The 17,966-nt window shown below is 41.2% G+C and carries 15 protein-coding genes and 1 pseudogene; 11 read left to right on the top strand and 5 right to left on the bottom strand.

What is annotated here, in order from left to right; translation table 11 throughout:
• Nucleotides 1–102 precede the first annotated feature (102 nt).
• Nucleotides 103–3,327 carry an efflux RND transporter permease subunit gene (locus H7F25_RS01840; protein WP_149125910.1) on the top strand — a complete coding sequence of 1,075 codons (3,225 nt, stop codon included), beginning with the start codon at nucleotides 103–105 and terminating at the stop codon, nucleotides 3,325–3,327.
• Between the two features lie 31 nt (nucleotides 3,328–3,358).
• Here H7F25_RS01840 and H7F25_RS01845 read toward each other — a convergent pair whose 3' ends face one another.
• Nucleotides 3,359–4,312, bottom strand: a complete 954-nt coding sequence (locus tag H7F25_RS01845; protein WP_185854163.1) for a nucleoside hydrolase — start codon at nucleotides 4,310–4,312, stop codon at nucleotides 3,359–3,361.
• A gap of 182 nt (nucleotides 4,313–4,494) precedes the next feature.
• Here H7F25_RS01845 and H7F25_RS01850 point away from each other — a divergent pair, with 182 nt between their 5' ends.
• From H7F25_RS01850 to H7F25_RS01865, 4 genes and pseudogenes are all read left to right on the top strand, one after another.
• Nucleotides 4,495–5,403 (top strand): diacylglycerol kinase, encoded by a 909-nt coding sequence (locus H7F25_RS01850; RefSeq protein WP_024424554.1) that lies wholly within the window; start codon nucleotides 4,495–4,497, stop codon nucleotides 5,401–5,403.
• A 61-nt stretch (nucleotides 5,404–5,464) separates the two neighbouring features.
• Nucleotides 5,465–6,844, top strand: a complete 1,380-nt coding sequence (gene rlmD, locus H7F25_RS01855; protein WP_185854164.1) for a 23S rRNA (uracil(1939)-C(5))-methyltransferase RlmD — start codon at nucleotides 5,465–5,467, stop codon at nucleotides 6,842–6,844.
• Nucleotides 6,845–7,095: 251 nt separating this feature from the next.
• Nucleotides 7,096–8,070 (top strand): tRNA dihydrouridine synthase, encoded by a 975-nt coding sequence (locus tag H7F25_RS01860; protein ID WP_122631743.1) that lies wholly within the window; start codon nucleotides 7,096–7,098, stop codon nucleotides 8,068–8,070.
• A gap of 109 nt (nucleotides 8,071–8,179) precedes the next feature.
• Nucleotides 8,180–8,629, top strand: a pseudogene (locus H7F25_RS01865) (SMI1/KNR4 family protein); the annotation flags it as partial.
• Nucleotides 8,630–8,773: 144 nt separating this feature from the next.
• Here the strand turns inward: H7F25_RS01865 and H7F25_RS01870 are convergent.
• The gene (locus tag H7F25_RS01870; RefSeq protein WP_125587227.1) at nucleotides 8,774–9,538 is read right to left on the bottom strand and encodes a MurR/RpiR family transcriptional regulator; all 765 of its coding nucleotides are present in this window, start codon (nucleotides 9,536–9,538) and stop codon (nucleotides 8,774–8,776) included.
• 148 nt (nucleotides 9,539–9,686) lie between these two features.
• Here H7F25_RS01870 and H7F25_RS01875 point away from each other — a divergent pair, with 148 nt between their 5' ends.
• Nucleotides 9,687–11,276, top strand: a complete 1,590-nt coding sequence (locus H7F25_RS01875; RefSeq protein WP_185854165.1) for an alpha-glucoside-specific PTS transporter subunit IIBC — start codon at nucleotides 9,687–9,689, stop codon at nucleotides 11,274–11,276.
• An 18-nt stretch (nucleotides 11,277–11,294) separates the two neighbouring features.
• Entirely contained in the window at nucleotides 11,295–12,620 is a 1,326-nt protein-coding gene (locus tag H7F25_RS01880) for a 6-phospho-alpha-glucosidase (RefSeq protein WP_185854166.1), read from the top strand.
• Nucleotides 12,621–12,724: 104 nt separating this feature from the next.
• Here H7F25_RS01880 and H7F25_RS01885 read toward each other — a convergent pair whose 3' ends face one another.
• Complete coding sequence (locus tag H7F25_RS01885; protein ID WP_024426669.1) at nucleotides 12,725–13,096, bottom strand: hypothetical protein; 372 nt, start codon at nucleotides 13,094–13,096, stop codon at nucleotides 12,725–12,727.
• Between the two features lie 184 nt (nucleotides 13,097–13,280).
• Between H7F25_RS01885 and H7F25_RS01890 the strand changes: the two genes are divergently transcribed.
• Both H7F25_RS01890 and H7F25_RS01895 read left to right on the top strand, forming a co-directional pair.
• Nucleotides 13,281–13,718, top strand: a complete 438-nt coding sequence (locus H7F25_RS01890; RefSeq protein ID WP_024426668.1) for an Rrf2 family transcriptional regulator — start codon at nucleotides 13,281–13,283, stop codon at nucleotides 13,716–13,718.
• Between the two features lie 65 nt (nucleotides 13,719–13,783).
• Nucleotides 13,784–14,695 (top strand): NAD(P)/FAD-dependent oxidoreductase, encoded by a 912-nt coding sequence (locus H7F25_RS01895; protein ID WP_024424562.1) that lies wholly within the window; start codon nucleotides 13,784–13,786, stop codon nucleotides 14,693–14,695.
• A 10-nt stretch (nucleotides 14,696–14,705) separates the two neighbouring features.
• Here H7F25_RS01895 and H7F25_RS01900 read toward each other — a convergent pair whose 3' ends face one another.
• Entirely contained in the window at nucleotides 14,706–14,906 is a 201-nt protein-coding gene (locus tag H7F25_RS01900; protein WP_024424563.1) for a hypothetical protein, read from the bottom strand.
• A gap of 114 nt (nucleotides 14,907–15,020) precedes the next feature.
• On the opposite strand from H7F25_RS01900, the gene H7F25_RS01905 reads away from it, so the two are divergent.
• Complete coding sequence (locus H7F25_RS01905; RefSeq protein ID WP_024426666.1) at nucleotides 15,021–15,668, top strand: DUF3885 domain-containing protein; 648 nt, start codon at nucleotides 15,021–15,023, stop codon at nucleotides 15,666–15,668.
• 33 nt (nucleotides 15,669–15,701) lie between these two features.
• Here the strand turns inward: H7F25_RS01905 and H7F25_RS01910 are convergent, their stop codons facing one another.
• Entirely contained in the window at nucleotides 15,702–17,030 is a 1,329-nt protein-coding gene (locus H7F25_RS01910) for a 6-phospho-beta-glucosidase (RefSeq protein WP_024424565.1), read from the bottom strand.
• 199 nt (nucleotides 17,031–17,229) lie between these two features.
• Here H7F25_RS01910 and H7F25_RS01915 point away from each other — a divergent pair, with 199 nt between their 5' ends.
• Nucleotides 17,230–17,961, top strand: a complete 732-nt coding sequence (locus H7F25_RS01915; protein WP_024424566.1) for a MurR/RpiR family transcriptional regulator — start codon at nucleotides 17,230–17,232, stop codon at nucleotides 17,959–17,961.
• Nucleotides 17,962–17,966: the final 5 nt, after the last annotated feature.

The following is a 17,966-nucleotide window of genomic DNA, read 5'->3' on the forward strand; positions in this document are numbered from 1 at the left end:
TACGTCAAACGCAAGTGAAATGGTTGACGGCATTGTATATCACCGTTTATTATGATATAGAATGACCAGTCAGTCAATACATAAAGGAAAATGGAGGATATAATGAATTCGATCATCAATTTTGTATTAAAGAATAAGTTCGCTGTATGGCTCATGACGATTATCGTAACAGTTGCTGGTCTATATGCCGGATTGAATATGAAACAAGAATCAATCCCGAATATCAACACGCCAGTCATTACGGTTTCTACAACGTACCCTGGCGCAACGCCGGACGAAGTATCAGATAAGGTGACAGATCCAATTGAAAAATCGATTCAAAACCTCAATGGGGTCAGCGTGGTCACTTCTAATTCATTTGAAAATGCATCATCCATTCAAATCGAGTACGATTACAACAAAGACATGGATGAAGCAAAAAAGGAAATTGAAGATGCGATTAGCAATATCGATTTCCCTGAAAATGCAGAAAAACCTAAAATCGCACGCTTTAGTATTAATGCGATTCCAATCCTAGCCCTAAGTGTCTCTGGTGATAAAGAATCATTACAAGACCTTACACAAAAAGTAGAAAATGATCTCGTTCCTTCACTTCAAGGATTAGACGGTGTCTCTTCTGTCGAAACTTCAGGACAGCAAATCAAAGAAGTAGAATTTTCGTTTAAACAAAAGAAATTGAAAGAATACGGTCTAGATGAAGATACCGTCCAAAACATGATCAAAGGCTCTGATGTGAATGTACCACTAGGTCTATACACATTTGGCAACAAACAAAAATCAGTTGTCGTGGACGGCAATATTTTAAGCGTCAAAGATTTGAAAAACATGCGTATTCCAGTCACACCAAGTGCAGGCGGCGGTGCGGGAAGCGCTGGAGCTGGAGCACCTTCTAACGGTTCAGAAAACCAAGGTGCACAAGGTGCGGAGCAGCAGGCTGGAAGTGCAAGTCAGCAGCAAGCAGCAGCTCAGCAGCAAGCAGGTGGAGGTGCAGCAAGCAGTCAATCTGTAGAACTGCCGACGATCAAGCTATCTGAGATAGCAGATATTAAAGTCGTAAAAAATGCTGAATCGATCTCTAGAACGAATGGAAAAGACAGTATCGGTCTGCAAATTGTTAAAGGCTCTGATGCCAACACAGTGAGTGTAGCAGAAGAAGTGACAAAAGAGCTTGAGAAATTCAAAAAAGACAACAAAGGTATTAATGTAAGCACCACATATGATCAAGCAGAGCCGATTAAAGAGTCTGTCAGCACAATGCTGAACAAGGCGATCATCGGAGCGATCTTTGCGATCATTATCATTCTATTGTTCCTGAGAGATATCAAATCAACATTAATCTCGGTCATTTCCATACCGTTATCTCTGTTGATTGCTGTTTTACTATTAAATCAGCTGGATATCACGTTAAATATCATGACACTTGGTGCCATGACCGTCGCCATCGGGCGTGTTGTCGATGACTCGATAGTGGTCATAGAAAACATCTATCGACGAATGGCGTTAAAGGATGAACCGTTAAAAGGCAAGGCACTCGTCAGAGAAGCCACAAAAGAAATGTTTATCCCAATCATGTCTTCGACGATTGTGACAATTGCGGTATTCTTACCGTTAGCATTAGTAGGTGGAATGATTGGTGAACTATTCATCCCATTTGCCTTAACGATTGTGTTTGCGTTACTTGCTTCACTGCTTGTCGCTATTACAATTGTTCCAATGATGGCACACACTCTATTTAAAAAGAACCTGTACGGCACAGCGAAAAAGGTAAAAGGACATAAACCAAGTAAGCTTGCTGGCGGTTATAGACGTGTACTTAATTGGACACTCAACCATAAATGGATCACATCAGGAATTGCCATTCTTATGCTTGTCGGAAGCTTATTCTTAGCACCACTTGTCGGTGTCAGCTTCTTACCACAGGAAGCAGAGAAAACGGCCATGGTGACATATACACCTGAACCTGGACAAACGAGAGAGCAAGCAATTGATGAAACGAAAAAAGCTGAAGAATATTTGATGAAACGGGATCATGTCAATACAGTTCAGTATTCACTAGGCTCTTCAAATGCTATGACCGCAAGTGTTGGCGGTAACTCTAACGGTGCGTTATTCTTCGTACAATATGATGATGACACGCCAAACTTTGATAAAGAAAAAGACCGCGTGGTCAAAGCCCTTCAAGACAAAGCGTCTAAAGGGGAATGGAAATCACAAAACTTCTCATCTGCTGGTGCAAATAATACCGTGACATACTATGTGTACGGGGACAAAGCAAGTGATATTGAAGGCACAGTAAAAGATGTTGAGAACATCTTAAAAGATGAGAAAAACCTCAAAAATGTCAGCACAAGCTTATCTGAGAAATACGACGAATATACGTTTAATGCAGATCAAGAAAAACTGGCGAAACTAGGTCTAACTGCTTCACAAATCGCTCAAGCGATTGCACCTCAAAATAGTGAAACAACACTGACGAAAGTCACAGAGGACGGCAAAGAACTTGATGTGAAGCTTCAAACGGAAAAAGATGAATATAAGAGCAAAAAAGATTTAGAAAATAAAAAGATCACCACACCAACAGGGCAAGAAGTCCGAATTGGTGATGTCGTCAAAGTAAAAGATGGTACGACAGCAAATACGGTGACAAAACGTGATGGGAAAATCTACGCAGAAGTGTCTGGTGACATGACAACAGACGACGTCTCAAGTGTAACGCAGGATGTTCAGAAGAAAGTCGACAAGCTTGATCTAAAATCTGGCGTAACGATTGACACAGGCGGCGTAAGTGCGGATATCCAAGAATCCTTTACACAGCTTGGCCTTGCAATGCTTGCAGCGATTGCCATTGTGTATCTCGTTCTCGTCATCACATTTGGCGGAGGTCTTGCACCATTTGCGATTCTCTTCTCACTGCCATTTACGATTATTGGTGCCCTGCTTGGATTGTTTATAGCAAAAGAAACCATCAGCTTAAATGCCATGATTGGATTGCTCATGCTGATCGGTATCGTTGTAACTAATGCCATTGTCTTGATTGACCGAGTGATTCATAAAGAACAAGAAGGTCTCTCAACAAGAGAAGCGTTACTTGAAGCAGGTACAACAAGATTACGTCCAATCTTAATGACGGCACTTGCGACAATTGGTGCACTGCTGCCACTCGCATTAGGATTTGAAGGCGGAAGCCAAATCGTATCAAAAGGACTTGGTGTTACCGTAATTGGCGGTTTAACAAGTTCTACACTTCTCACATTGGTTATCGTTCCAATCGTGTATGAAATGTTAAGCAAGTTTAGACGTAAGAAAAAGTACGCAGAAGAAGAGTAAGAGGAAGCCCCGCCAATGAGCGGGGCTTTTTTTATTTTGAAATCTGACAAACAGCTTTTCTCATAAGCTCTTCAAATGCGAGGAAAAAGGCATCACGATCGACATGGTCAATCACTTGAATTGATTTTCCATCTGGATGCTCTTCAGTGCGACCTTGTCTAGGCGTTTCGGTATAAACGATTGCGTTCACTTCTTTTGTGCGAGTAAATGATGAGGAAGCAAGAGTGATCGTTGTCAGCACGTCCCATAAGTAGTAAGTCGAGTTCGTTTCATGATGAATGAGCGGCGGACAAAAGGCGTAGCACTGTCCGATAAAATCTATTCCAATATGAGAACGAAGAGAAGCCCAGCGCTGACGTACATCAAGTGTAAGCGGGACTTGATTTGTACTTTCAAGCGCGACCATTTCAATAGGAAACGGTTCCTGAAAGACAGTGCTGACAGCATAAGGGTCCCAAAAGGCATTCCATTCTGCTGTCCCATCATGCTCGGGCTCTTCAACATTCCCTTTTTCAAGGAACGTTCCACCCATCCACACCAATTTTTCAATTCTATTAGAGATCGAAGGATCTTCTTCTAAAGCGCGTGCAAGATCTGTGAGCGGACCAGTAAAGAGCAGGGTGACAGGTTCTTTTGCCTTCTTAACCGTTTCAATCAGGTGAAGATGTGCTGGCAGCTTGGACACTTTTGTATCAACATTGCCTTTTTCATTTAAAATTGGCAGAGCATCTACATAAAAAGCATGCATACGCCACTCCTTTGGAAATGGATTGACGCCTCTAGAAGTTGAAGCAGCAACTTCAATTTCATAAGGACTGAAGCGATCAATGATTTTTTGAGATGCACTGAGAGCAGGCTCTAAATAACAATCAGCAGGAATCACAGACATTCCGATGACTTTCACATGTTCCATTTGAAGGAGAAGAAATAAAGAGACGAGGTCATCAACACCGCCGTCATGATTAAAATAGACAGGCTTTTTCATCGCATATCATCCTTTACAGCGTTTTCTTTTATCTTATCAGAATGCTTTCTTGCTGAGGGAGATTGGCTAGGAGATTTCACATAATTAGGTGGTTGTTTTGTTGCCATTTTCAAATCTCATAGTATAATTAAAGGTTGTTAGTGGTGAAAATAGATTGCATAATGAATATAGGATGATGATGAATGAAACGTGCTCGAATTATATACAATCCGACATCTGGGCGTGAACTCTTCAAGAAGAATTTACCGCAGGTTTTGCAAAAATTTGAACAAGCTGGCTATGAAACTTCTTGTCATGCGACGACATGTGCAGGAGATGCCACGCAAGCAGCAGAAAAAGCCGCACAGAGAGATTTTGATTTAATTGTAGCAGCAGGTGGAGACGGCACGATCAATGAAGTCGTCAACGGACTAGCACCGCTTGAAAAAAGACCGAAACTAGGAATTATTCCAGTTGGAACGACAAATGACTTCGCAAGAGCACTTGGCATTCCACGAGAAGGTGTTTTAAAAGCGACAGATGCCATTATTGAGGGTGTAGCGAAGCCGCTTGATATCGGTAAAGTCAATGGCCATTATTTTATTAATATTGCTGGCGGCGGCCGGTTAACAGAGCTCACCTATGAGGTGCCTAGTAAGCTGAAGACCATGCTTGGACAGCTTGCTTATTATTTAAAAGGCATGGAGATGCTTCCTTCTATCCGCCCGACAGAAGTCGAAATTGAATATGACGGCAAATTGTTTCATGGAGAAATCATGCTGTTTCTTGTTTCACTCACAAACTCAGTAGGCGGCTTTGAAAAACTAGCGCCAGATTCCATTTTAGATGATGGGATGTTTGACCTGATTATTCTAAAGAAGGTCAATTTAGCAGAAGCCATTCGAGTGGTCAGTCTTGCTCTTAGAGGCGAGCATATTCATGATAACAATGTCATCTACGCAAAAGCGAATCGCGTGAAGGTAGATGTAAAAGATAAAATGCAATTGAATTTAGATGGTGAATACGGCGGCATGCTGCCAGGTGAATTTGAAAACCTGTATCGCCATATTGAATTTATTGTGCCAAAAGCAACAGCTGAAAAAATAGGGTGAAGACTGAACTTGGTTCCTTATGGCGGCCAAGTTTTTCTTTGCAAATGAGGTGATAAAGTTGGTGAAAATGAAACCGCCTGTTGAAAAGAATGAATACTACAATGTAACCTTCGAAGACTTAACGCATGAAGGTGCAGGTGTAGCGAAAATTGAAGGATTCCCTGTCTTTGTACCGAATGCCCTTCCTGACGAACAAGGGAAAATCAAAGTCACACGAGTCAAAAAAGGATTTGCTTTTGGACGACTCATGGAGCTGACAAAGGAAAGTCAGCACAGGCAAGATGCGCCATGTCCCATTTACAAACAGTGCGGCGGCTGTCAAATTCAGCATATGAGCTATGAAGGACAGCTGCTATTCAAACAGAAACAAGTAAAGGACGTTTTAGAGCGGATCGGCAAGCTTGATATGAGCCGTGTAAAAGTTCATCTTGTACTCGGCATGGAAGACCCTTGGAATTACCGAAACAAAGCACAAGTTCCAGTTGGCGAACGAGAAGGCGGACTTGTTGCAGGTTTTTATCAGCAGCGTACCCATGAAATCATTGATATGGAAAAATGTTTGATTCAACAGTCAGAAAACGACGAAGTGGTACAGGCAGTAAAAGACATATGCAATGCGTTTGGCATCAAGGCATATAACGAAGAGCGGCACAAAGGCTGGCTGCGTCATGTGATGGTTCGCTATGGTATTGCAACAGGTGAAATGATGGTTGTGTTTGTTACTAGAACAGCTGACTTTCCGCAAAAGCAGCAGGTGATTGAGCAGATTATAGCACGCTTCCCACATGTTCGGTCAATTGTACAAAACGTGAATTCAAAGAAAACAAATGTCATTTTCGGAGACGAAACAACCGTTTTATGGGGCGAAGAATACATTTATGACACGATTGGCGACATCAAATTTGCCATTTCAGCCCGCTCATTTTATCAAGTGAACCCAGCTCAAACAAAGGTGCTTTATGACAAAGCGCTTGAATATGCAGAGCTGCAAGGCGAAGAAACCGTCATCGATGCCTACTGCGGAATCGGTACGATTTCCTTATTTCTCGCACAAAAAGCAGGCAGAGTTTATGGGGTTGAAATTGTTCCAGAAGCAATTGAAGACGCAAAACGCAACGCTGCCTTAAACGGAATCAACAATGTTGAATTCGCAGTCGGCGAAGCAGAAACCGTCATCCCAAACTGGTACAAAGAAGGCATCAAAGCAGATACATTAGTCGTTGATCCGCCAAGAAAAGGCTGTGACGAAGCACTGCTTGACACCATTTTAAAGATGAAACCAAAACGAGTTGTTTACGTGTCCTGTAATCCAGGGACGCTTGCACGTGATTTGAGAATTCTTGAAGATGGCGGGTATGTGACAGAGGAAGTGCAGCCTGTGGATATGTTTCCGCATACCTCACATGTGGAATGTGTAGCAAGTCTTGTGATTAATCAGTAATTTATTGTGACATCCCGATTCTGTGAAAAACATTGATATCGGGATGTTTTTATTTTTGTATGTTCAATCGGCCTAAAAAATGATATTTGGAAGTGGAATTAATATTTTTATCCCGCAATTCATCTCCAAATGTCCTTTTTTGCAATTTTGCCCGGTTCATATTAAAGTATATAATGATAAAAATTGCTGAAAGACTTTATAGAAGGACATGCCCTAAAAGGCGCTATGTCATGAGAGGAATTGGATGAAAGATGAGTAAAAATTTCTGGCGTGATTTACCGCGGCCATTTTTTATATTAGCACCAATGGAAGAAGTGACAGATGTTGTGTTTCGTCATGTTGTGAGTGAGGCGGCGAGACCGGATGTGTTTTTTACAGAGTTTACGAACAGTGAGAGCTATTGCCATCCTGATGGTATTCAAAGTGTGAAGGGGCGTTTAACGTTTACAGAGGATGAGCAGCCGATTGTTGCTCATATTTGGGGAGACAAGCCTGAGAACTTTAGACAAATGAGCATTGGAATGGCGGAAATGGGATTTCAGGGGCTTGATATTAATATGGGCTGTCCTGTCCCGAATGTCACCCAAAACGGAAAGGGCAGCGGCTTGATTCTTCGTCCAGACGTTGCGGCAGAGCTGATTCAAGCGGCAAAAGCAGGGGGATTACCTGTCAGTGTGAAAACAAGACTTGGTTTTACTGAGGTCGATGAATGGCGCGGGTGGCTTAGACATATTTTGGAGCAAGATATTGTGAATTTATCAATCCATCTTCGTACAAGAAAGGAAATGAGCCAGGTGGATGCGCATTGGGAGCTCATTCCTGAGATTAAGAAACTTCGTGATGAAGTAGCACCTGATACTCTTTTGACGATCAATGGTGATATTCCTGATCGTCAAACAGGCTTAAAGCTCGCTGAACAGTATGGAGTAGACGGCGTGATGATTGGGCGCGGAATTTTCCATAACCCATTTGCTTTTGAAAAAGAGCCGAGGGAGCATACAAGTGATGAACTGCTTGGTCTTTTAAGGTTACATCTTGATCTCCATGATCAATACTCATCACTAGGTTTGCGTCCATTCAAGGCACTGCACCGTTTCTTTAAGATTTATGTAAAAGGATTCAGAGGAGCGAGTTTCTTAAGAAATCAATTAATGAACACATCATCAACAGATGAAGTGCGTGCCATGTTGGATGAATTTGAAGCGAGAAATCAAGAACAATCATGACCAACAAGAGGAGGAGGGGGAACCCTTCTCTTTTTTATTAAACAGGACTATTAAACTAGTTCTCTTAAATGGTAAAATAATATAGAAATAACAATTGGAGGTATTTTATTTGAAACCATTTTGGGATAAAGATAGAGAAAGCGAAGAAACATTTAAGAAAATCAATGAGAAAGGCATTGCAAAAGCGGAAAAGAAGCTAGGCGTTATCCTGCCTGATACATATAAGCAACTGATCCTCGAACAAAATGGCGGGTATACATTGCATAATGCTTTTCCAACGGATCAGCCGAATGGATGGGCAGAGGATCATGTGTCATTTGATCATTTAAGAGGAATTGCCAAAGATGAAGGCATTATGGATAGTGATTATTTAATAGAAGAATGGGAATTGCCTGAGGGACTTGTGCTCATTTGTGGGGATGGTCATACGTGGATTGCATTGGATTACAGAGAAACAAAGGAGCATCCGCCGGTTCATTACTTTGATCTAGAAGATGAGACGGATTTCAAATTAGCGGATTCGTTTGATGAACTGATTGCTGGGCATTATACCGCTGAATAGCATGAATAGGAAAAGGCAGCAGCAAGTAGATATATTTCATTAAAACCGTTGTTATACAGTGTTTTTTGAGAGAGACAAAAGAGTCTCTCTTTTTTTTGCGAAGCAACATTGAATCTCTCTCCAAAACTGTATCTGTTATGTTTAAGTCTTATTATTCAATTGGTTCACTTTCCACTCACTAAATTTTCTGACGATAATATCTGCCACAATGTAAAATGGCAGAAAGCTGGAGTTGTCCACTTTGTTATATAAGTGAAACGGGGTGCTGCTTACATAGATGTTAAACATGGCATTTTGTGCAAGGAGGTTATTCCTTAATGTGGTCATGCTGATAAATTTGATATGTCTCGTTTTCACCAATTGAATGATTTCATCTAAATTCTTCGATTCACCCGATAAAGAAATGATAAATAAAAGGTCATCCTCACCAAATTCAATGATTCCATCTGTTAAATCCCGCTTGCTTCGTAATACTTGAGATTTCTTATGCAGTGACCATAGCTGCCGCTGTATATCATTTGCTAAATCAAGCTGTGCAGTTCCTGTCCCATAAATATAAATATACGGTGCACGATCAATCAGTTGATTTAATTGATGAAAGTCGAGCTGCTCCATATATTTTCTTGTCTGCCGGATGTCTTGATCAAGCAGCTGCATTAAATCCTGTGTGGTCTCTTCAGTGAAAGCATTTAATTTCACATAAGACTTTAAGTCACTGTAGCCGTCGAACCCTATTTTCTTGGCAAGCCGATGGATGGATGAGATGGAAGTATGAGCATATCGGGCAAGGTCCTGAATTTTCATTGTCTTCATTTCTTCAAGATGATCATGGATCGTTTTAATAATGTGCAGGTCATTCTTATTTAAATCTTCGAAGTGTTTATTAACCAGCTTGTCCAGTATCATGCGATGTGCCCTCCAACATGAAAATATTTTCTTCCTGTGAAAATATAATCTAATGTTACAACTTGATTTCTAAATACGTCAAACCTATTGGTTTTTGTAAGCGCTACCTTTACAGTGATGATATGGATCAAGCAAAGGGGTTATGCTTATGAATGCAATCAAGCGGTTTGGCAGTGCTATGGTAGTTCCTGTACTTTTATTCGCGTTTTTTGGTATTGTTGTCGGCCTCGCGACTTTATGTAAGAATCCAGCGATTATGGGAGAAATGGCTGGAGAAGGTACGATGTGGTACAAGGTTTGGTCACTGATTGAAAGCGGGGGATGGGCGATTTTCAATCATATGGAATTAGCCTTTGTGATTGGATTGCCCATCTCACTTGCAAAAAAAGCGCAAGCACGTGCGACGCTCGCAGCTTTGATGATTTATCTTGTATTTAACAATTATATTCATGCTATTTTGACACTTTGGCCGTCTACTTTTGGCGTTGATTTATCGCAAGGTGTCGAGAACGTAGCGGGTGTAAAAGAAATTGCGGGTATACCTACGCTGGATACAAGTATCATTGGTGCGGTGATGATATCTGGAATCGTCATTTGGATCCATAATCGTTTTTATGATCAAAAGCTGCCTGAAATGCTTGGGATTTTCCAGGGGCTTGTATTTGTTGTCATCATCGGATTCTTTGTGATGATTCCTATTGCTTTTATCGTTGCTTTTGTATGGCCCTATGTTCAGCAGGGGATTCAATCTCTCCAAGGGTTCATGGCACAGTCTGGTTATATTGGTGTCTGGCTGTTTCATTTCTTGGAAAGGGTGTTAATTCCAACAGGACTTCACCATTTTATTTATACACCTTTTGAGTTTGGTCCAGCGGCTGTAAATGGGGGGTTAAAACCATATTGGATTGCTCACTTAAATGAATTTGCGTCCTCCACTTCTGATTTGAAGGATCTTTATCCATACGGATTTTTATTGCATGGGAATATTAAGATGTTTGGCTGTTTAGGGATAGCTTTAGCCATGTATTTTTCAACACCGAAAGAAAACAGAAAAAAGGTTTTGGCATTGGTATTACCCGCCACATTAACAGCGGTATTTGCCGGAATTACAGAACCGCTTGAATTTACATTCCTATTCCTCGCGCCTTATTTATTTGTGATACATGCACTTCTTGGTGCGACCATGGTGACAATCATGAATATGTTTGGTGTTGTCGGAATGATGGGTTCCGGGTTTATTGAAATAGCTGCATTGAACTGGATTCCGCTCTCTTCAAATCATGGAGGGACTTATCTGATCCAAGCGATGATTGGACTTCTTTTTACAGCAGTGTATTTTGTCATATTTAGATGGATGATTGTGAAATTCGATATTCCATTACCAGGACGAAAACATGAGGAGGAGACGAGGCTATATACAAAACAAGATTATGAGAATGCTCATAAAAAAGGTCATGACCAAAAAGAAGCGCCCGTTTATGCGTCTGAGTATGAAGAGAAAGCCGTGTATTTCTTAGCAGGCCTCGGCGGTAAAGAAAACATTAAAGATGTGACAAACTGTGCCACACGTCTACGTATTACAGTGATTGACCCTAGCTTGGTGAAAGATAGGGACTACTTTACAAAAAATAAACTGGCCCACGGCATGGCGAAGAGTGGTCAAAGCATTCAAATCATTGTTGGCTTAAGTGTACCGCAAGTAAGAGAGTCCTTTGAGACAAAACTATCATTAGATTGAAAAAAGGAGCTGGATATGATGAAAAAATTTAATATTACCATCGCTGGAGGCGGAAGTACATTTACACCCGGAATCATTTTGATGCTGTTAGACTATCTAGATGAGTTCCCAATTCATACAATTAAACTCTATGATAATGATGAAGCTAGACAAAAGACGATTGCAGATGCATGTGAGATTATGTTAAAAGAACGAGCACCAGAAGTGCGATTACTGGCAAGCACGAACCCAGAAGAAGCCTTTACTCAAGTCGACTTTGTGATGGCACATATTCGTGTCGGGAAATATGCAATGCGAGAATTAGATGAGAAAATTCCATTGAAGCATGGAGTCGTCGGACAGGAAACATGCGGACCAGGCGGAATAGCTTACGGAATGCGGTCCATTCCAGGTGTATTAGAACTTGTCGATTATATGGAAAAATACTCACCTGAAGCTTGGATGTTAAACTATTCGAACCCTGCAGCGATAGTAGCAGAGGCAACACGTAAGCTAAGACCGAATGCCAAAATTTTAAACATATGCGATATGCCAATTGGCATTGAAGAATTAATTGCAAAAAATTTAGGCTTATCTTCGCGGAAAGAACTAGAAGTCGATTACTATGGTTTGAATCATTTTGGCTGGTGGACAGATATTCGAGATAAAGCAGGAAATAGCTTAATGCCTGAGGTAATTAAGCATGTAAGCCAGCATGGTTATGCAACAGATGGAACATCTGAGTTAGAACAGCAGAAGAGCTGGAACAGCACATTAAAAAAGGCCAAAGATATTCAAGCGCTTGATCCAAAAACGGTACCGAATACGTATTTGAAATACTATCTATTTCCAGATGAAGAAGTGGCACATTCAAACATAGCGTTCACGCGTGCCAATGAAGTGATGGAGGGGCGGGAAGCTTTTGTTTTTAGTGAATGTCAGGCCATCATTGATAAAGGAACTGCAAAGGAAACAAAGCTGACCATTGATGAGCACGCTTCTTATATCGTTGATTTGGCACGAGCCATTGCTTTTAATAAAAAGGAACGGATGCTGATGATCGTAGAGAACAATGGCGCTATTAGGAACTTTGATCCAACAGCCATGGTCGAAATTCCTTGTATTGTTGGCAGCAATGGTCCAGAAAAATTAGTAGTTGGAGAGATTCCTAGATTTCAAAAAAGTCTTATGGAGCAGCAAGTTGGCGTAGAAAAACTAGTAGTAGAAGCATTTGAAGAAGGGTCCTATCAAAAATTATGGCAGGCCATCACATTATCGAAAACGGTGCCGAGTGCTAAAGTAGCAAAAGATATTTTAGACGACTTAATTGTGGCAAATCAAGCATTTTGGCCAGAGTTAACATAACACGAGAATAAGCAATATGGGCGTGACAGCGCTCATATTGCTTATTTGTTTTTTCAACCGATGTATTGTAAAAAGCCTCCTTACCAAAAGGGGGCCGCCATTCCTTACTCTGCGCTCTCCTCAACCTCACGGCTATCCTCTGTTTCACCAATATAAATAGGGCCGTTTGCGTGGTCGATTCGGATTGGCCATTCGTATGGAATTTGAAGACGTCTAGCAATGGCTCTCCAGAATTTTGTGGAATCCATTTCGAATTCTTGAAAGTCTTTTAATAAGTCTTTGTAAGACGAGCCATCGAATTGAATGAACATATCTTGAAGACGCATGAACGCGACATGTCTCACTTCAAGTGCTGCTGCGGCATCCATTTCTTCTTCTGTTGCTTCTCCGATGATTGTACCTGCGGGCGGAAGCATGTCGTATACGTTAAATTCCTCTTCTTCTTCGTGTGCTGCATTGTGCTGTTGATCTGACATTTTTCTTCACTCCTTCTCGTTCTCAATCAAAACTTTATTTCGTGCTTACTTCTATTATCGGAAGGAAATGTGAAATGTGGAATGAAAAGTGGAGCAGATTCACAACTCTTGCTTTTTTCTCTTGAATCATCTATGATCAATTACAGATATAAAAGGTCTATAATAGATAGAAAGGAGTTTCCTCATGAAATATTCTAAAGCAACCAACTATGCGCTGCATACGATGGTGTTTTTAACTCTTGCACCAAAGGGTAAAGCGATTGGTGTTGAGCCTCTTGCTAAGATACAAGATCTTTCACCAACCTATTTATCCAAAATTTTAACAAAGCTTGTGAAGGCGGGATTGATTGAATCAACACCTGGTGCAAAGGGAGGTTATACCCTTATCAAACGAAAGGAAGACATTTCTTTTTTAGATGTCATTCAGGCTGTAGAAGGACAAACGAATTTATTTCGCTGCTCCTTAGAGCATGACTCCTTTATGCCTCATGATGGCTGTTTGATTGAACAAGTTATGCAGGATGTTGAAACGAAAATGCAGGAGACATTAAGTCAAAAACGGTTAATTGATATTGCGAGCCAAATTGAACAGACAGAAAAAAATCCATTTTTCAACATGTGATTTTTTTGAACTAATTATAGATATTAAGAGTCTTTAAAATCTTGAATAGAAAAGGAGAGATTGATATGTTATTAGATTGTGCCATTATCGGAGGCGGGCCAGCCGGATTAAGTGCAGCACTTGTTGTAGGGAGAGGCAGAAAGCAAGTCATTGTATTTGATGATGAGCTGCCAAGAAATCGAGTGACGCAGGAATCACATGGATTTATTACAAACGATGGAATGACACCGTTTGAGATCAGACGAGCGGGAGAGGCAGATCTTCAAAAATACCCTAATATCAAAATCAAACGAAGTCGAATTGTTGATATACAAAAGAAAGAGGAAAGATTTACGTTACTAACACACGAGGGGGATACATTCAAAGCGAAAAAAATCATTTTGGCAACAGGTCTTCAGGATATACTGCCAGAGATTGAAGGAATTCATGATGTGTACGGAAAAACGTTGTTTAGCTGTCCTTTCTGTGATGGATGGGAATTAAAGGACAAAGCACTTGCCCTCATTGCAGAGAATCAGCGAGCCTTGCATATGGCTAAGCTTCTTTCCAATTGGACAAAGGATTTGATCGTGTTTACGAATGGGCACGTGTTGGCTGAAGAGGACAAGGTACTTCTGACGGCACATTCTATTCAAGTCATTGATGTGCCAATTGTGTCGATTGATCAAGACAATGGGCAGCTGCGCTCTCTCCAGCTTGCAAATGGGGAGACAGTGAAAAGGGAAGGCGGTTTTGTCGCAAGTGAATTCAAGCAGTCAGCCCCATTTGCCGAAAAGCTTGGCTGTCAAATGACGAAGAATACGGGTATCGAAACAGATATCCTTGGACGTACAACCGTCAGTGGTGTCTTTGCATGTGGTGATAATCTAGGCGGTCCTGCTCAGTTAGTTCTCGCAGCAGCTGCTGGAAGCCAGGCAGGAATGGGTGTCATTCATGAACTTGTTCAAGAAGAGTTTCAGGAAAAAACATCTCTATGAAAAGAGATGTTCAGCGATGAGCGGTTTTCTGTTTTGCTAAGACGTGAGCTGTCCATTCAAAAATTGCGTAGATAACAAAGAAGATCAGGATCCAGCTGCTGGCATCGACCCATACATTGGTGATCTGAATGATGTTCGCCTGATCAAGTCCAGCCTGTATCCACATGGTGATCAGTGCTGTAAGGAACACTTGTAAAAACCATTTTTTCAATTGGTCACACCTCCATCTCTTTCTATCATATAAGAAATGACAGTTTATTTCCAATTTGTTTCCCTATATGTTTCAACGGTAAAATGAAAAATAAAACGAGTGAAAGGAAAGCAAATGAGTGATCAAACAAATATGTTTCTAAAAAATCATTTTCCTCATCTTATCCTCACGCCGCCTCTTTTTTATGAGTGGCCTATTGGACTTCGGTTTGAAGTGGCAGATTGGTCATTAGGAAAAGAATCGATTGTATTAGAAAAAGCGGGAGATCGTGCTTTAGAGATTGTGAAATATGTTTTTGATCCAGAAGACGAGATGCTGCTTGTGACGGATGTGTATACAGATCATGAACATGAATTAACGAAGCGTAAGCTCCTTGTCTATCAAAAATATGTGCATCGGCAAGTGAGGAACAGATTGCGCCACGAGCTTTTGACTTATGTACGTCCAGAAGTAGAAGATTCACTGACATTAGAGAGATTTACACTCAAATGTCAGCTGCAAGACATTCGATTGCGTCCGCTTCTCCATGCGATGTGCCAGGAGGACTTCTATGCACCGAATCAAATCTTGAAGGGAAAACTGGGGTATGAAATTTACCTAATGAATCTCTCAAAAAAAATGATTTTTCACTTATATGATGATCGAGGCTGTGATCTCATTGCGGCAGATGCTGAGCGTCTACGCCCAGTCTATGAAGGCTTACAGCACTGGCTATTAGACTATGATCGTCCTCAGATGGACCGGCTGTTTGCAGCCAAATAAAAAAACCGCACTTTCGATAAGTGCGGCTTCTTTTTATGCTTCTACTTTATTGAAGAACTGTGGCAAATATTCTTTGTGAGCTTCTAGCATTTCATCTAGGATGCTTTTTGCAATGGCATCTGATGGGACAAGCGGGTTGATGGTCATTGCGACAAGAGCTGTGTTGTAATCGCCTGTCACGGCTGCTTCAGCAGCTACACGTTCAAAGGATTTAATTTGAGAAATAAGTCCTTTGACAGCGACCGGCATTTCACCAACAGCGATTGGTTTAGGACCGTCTTTTGTGATCACACAGTTGAGTTCAACCGCAGAATCATTTGGAATGTCACTAATAGCCCCGTTATTAATGGTGTTTACAGGCTGAATGTCATGCTTGTCGTTATAAATGGATGCAATCAAGTTGCAAGCCGCATCACTGTAGTAGGCACCGCCTCGTTTTTCAAGCTGTGGCGGCTTGATGTCGAGATCAGGGTCTTTGTAAAGCTCGAACAAATCATTTTCTAATGCGCGAACGACTTCAGCACGTGTTCCTTCATTTGCTGCTGCTTTCTTTTCCTCAGCCAGCATATCACTTGTTTTGTAGTAGTAACGGTGATACGGACAAGGAATGACGCCAAGCCCTTTTAAGAAATCAGCATCCCACGGAATCGCTTGAATGTTGTTCATCGACATGCTGGAGTTTGGATCAGCCATGTCTTCGATGACTTGATCCATGATGCTTTTGCCATCTAAGAATACATTGAGTCCAAAGACCATATGGTTTAATCCAGCAAAGCTGACTTCGACTCTGCTTGCGTCGACACCAAGCCCTTTGGCGATTCCCATGCGAATGCCGATCGGCACGTTGCATAAACCAACGACTTTACGATGGTTTGAATAACGAAGAACGGCTTCAGTGACCATACCAGCTGGATTTGTGAAATTCACAAGCCATGCATTCGGGCAAAGCTCTTCAATATCTTTGACAATATCAAGAATGACAGGAATGGTGCGAAGTCCTTTGAATAGACCTCCTGGACCATTTGTTTCTTGACCAATGACATCATATTTTAAAGGAATGCGTTCATCCTTCATACGTGCTTCAAGAAGTCCGACACGGAATTGTGTTGTGACAAAATCAGCATCTACAAGAGCTTTCCTGCGATCTAATGTTAAATGAACCTCGATTGGGAGCCCTGCTTTTTTGACCATGCGTTTTGCAAGATTTCCGACGATCTCAAGCTTTTCTTTTCCCGCTTCAATATCAACGAGCCAAAGCTCGCTAATCGGAAATTCATCGTATCGTTTAATAAATCCTTCTACAAGCTCTGGTGTATAGCTTGATCCTCCGCCAATTGTGACAACCTTTAATCCTTTTGCCATGTTCTGCACCTCCGAATAATGTAACGCGCAATGTTATAATAGAGAAAAGTCTTTTTTCTTGTTTGTACATCTATAGCTTATCGTGAGAGCATCATGTGCGTAAATGACTTCAGCGTCTTTAGGCAAGGGTGTCCTATTTAGAGATTTGTTACATAAAAGAAACACATTGTGACATGTAGTTGGAGAAAGGGGAAGTCAGATGTTTTCAAGTGAGGTCATTTCCAGCTTTAATGAACTAGAAAGCGCTTTATACCGATATATCATGGAAAACAGTGAAAAGGTCGTGTACATGAGAATTCGAGATCTTGCAGATGCTGCACATATTTCCACCTCGTCTGTCCTTCGCTTTTGCCGAAAAGTAAATTGTGAAGGCTTTTCAGAGTTTAAAGTGAAGCTCAAAATGTATTTAGAATCAGAGCAGACACCTTCTTTAAAAAGCACACAGCACTTTCTATATGAATTTATTGAACGAACATTGAAGGGAGACTTTGAGGGGAAAATTAAGGAGGCCGCGAAGCTCATTGCTGAGGCAAAAAATGTGCTGTTTATCGGAACTGGCAGTTCTGGCATTTTGGCGCAGTATGGGGCGAGGTACTTTTCCAGTCTTGAGAAATTTTCATTTTACATCAACGATCCGTTTTTCCCGATGAATATGCAGTATTTAGACAATAGTGTCACCATTGTGCTGTCTGTATCAGGGGAGAACAGTATTACGATTGATCATATTTCGAAGTTAAAAAGAGAAGGCAGCAAGATCATTAGTATTACGAATAACCAGCACTGCACGATTTCGCGCATTTCAGATTTAAATATTGCCTACTACGTCACAGATGAGCGGGTCCACAGAGCGAATATCACCACACAGACGCCAGTTGTGTATATTTTAGAAGCCATGGCCCGTGACATGTTTGCGATGTTAAAAGAAAAGTAAAAGAG

This window comes from Bacillus sp. PAMC28571, assembly GCF_014250435.1.
Taxonomy (GTDB): Bacteria; Bacillota; Bacilli; order Bacillales; family Bacillaceae; genus Bacillus; species Bacillus safensis.

What these genes read in the sequence shown, in the direction of transcription:
- H7F25_RS01845 (WP_185854163.1), bottom strand. Translation starts at nt 4,312, where the DNA reads ATGAAAAAGCCTGTCTATTTTAATCATGACGGCGGTGTTGATGACCTC.
- H7F25_RS01870 (WP_125587227.1), bottom strand. Translation starts at nt 9,538, where the DNA reads ATGATACTGGACAAGCTGGTTAATAAACACTTCGAAGATTTAAATAAG.
- H7F25_RS01910 (WP_024424565.1), bottom strand. Translation starts at nt 17,030, where the DNA reads ATGGCAAAAGGATTAAAGGTTGTCACAATTGGCGGAGGATCAAGCTAT.
- H7F25_RS01905 (WP_024426666.1), top strand. Translation starts at nt 15,021, where the DNA reads ATGAGTGATCAAACAAATATGTTTCTAAAAAATCATTTTCCTCATCTT.
- H7F25_RS01840 (WP_149125910.1), top strand. Translation starts at nt 103, where the DNA reads ATGAATTCGATCATCAATTTTGTATTAAAGAATAAGTTCGCTGTATGG.
- H7F25_RS01875 (WP_185854165.1), top strand. Translation starts at nt 9,687, where the DNA reads ATGAATGCAATCAAGCGGTTTGGCAGTGCTATGGTAGTTCCTGTACTT.
- H7F25_RS01850 (WP_024424554.1), top strand. Translation starts at nt 4,495, where the DNA reads ATGAAACGTGCTCGAATTATATACAATCCGACATCTGGGCGTGAACTC.
- H7F25_RS01880 (WP_185854166.1), top strand. Translation starts at nt 11,295, where the DNA reads ATGAAAAAATTTAATATTACCATCGCTGGAGGCGGAAGTACATTTACA.
- H7F25_RS01915 (WP_024424566.1), top strand. Translation starts at nt 17,230, where the DNA reads ATGTTTTCAAGTGAGGTCATTTCCAGCTTTAATGAACTAGAAAGCGCT.
- H7F25_RS01860 (WP_122631743.1), top strand. Translation starts at nt 7,096, where the DNA reads ATGAGTAAAAATTTCTGGCGTGATTTACCGCGGCCATTTTTTATATTA.
- H7F25_RS01890 (WP_024426668.1), top strand. Translation starts at nt 13,281, where the DNA reads ATGAAATATTCTAAAGCAACCAACTATGCGCTGCATACGATGGTGTTT.
- H7F25_RS01885 (WP_024426669.1), bottom strand. Translation starts at nt 13,096, where the DNA reads ATGTCAGATCAACAGCACAATGCAGCACACGAAGAAGAAGAGGAATTT.
- H7F25_RS01895 (WP_024424562.1), top strand. Translation starts at nt 13,784, where the DNA reads ATGTTATTAGATTGTGCCATTATCGGAGGCGGGCCAGCCGGATTAAGT.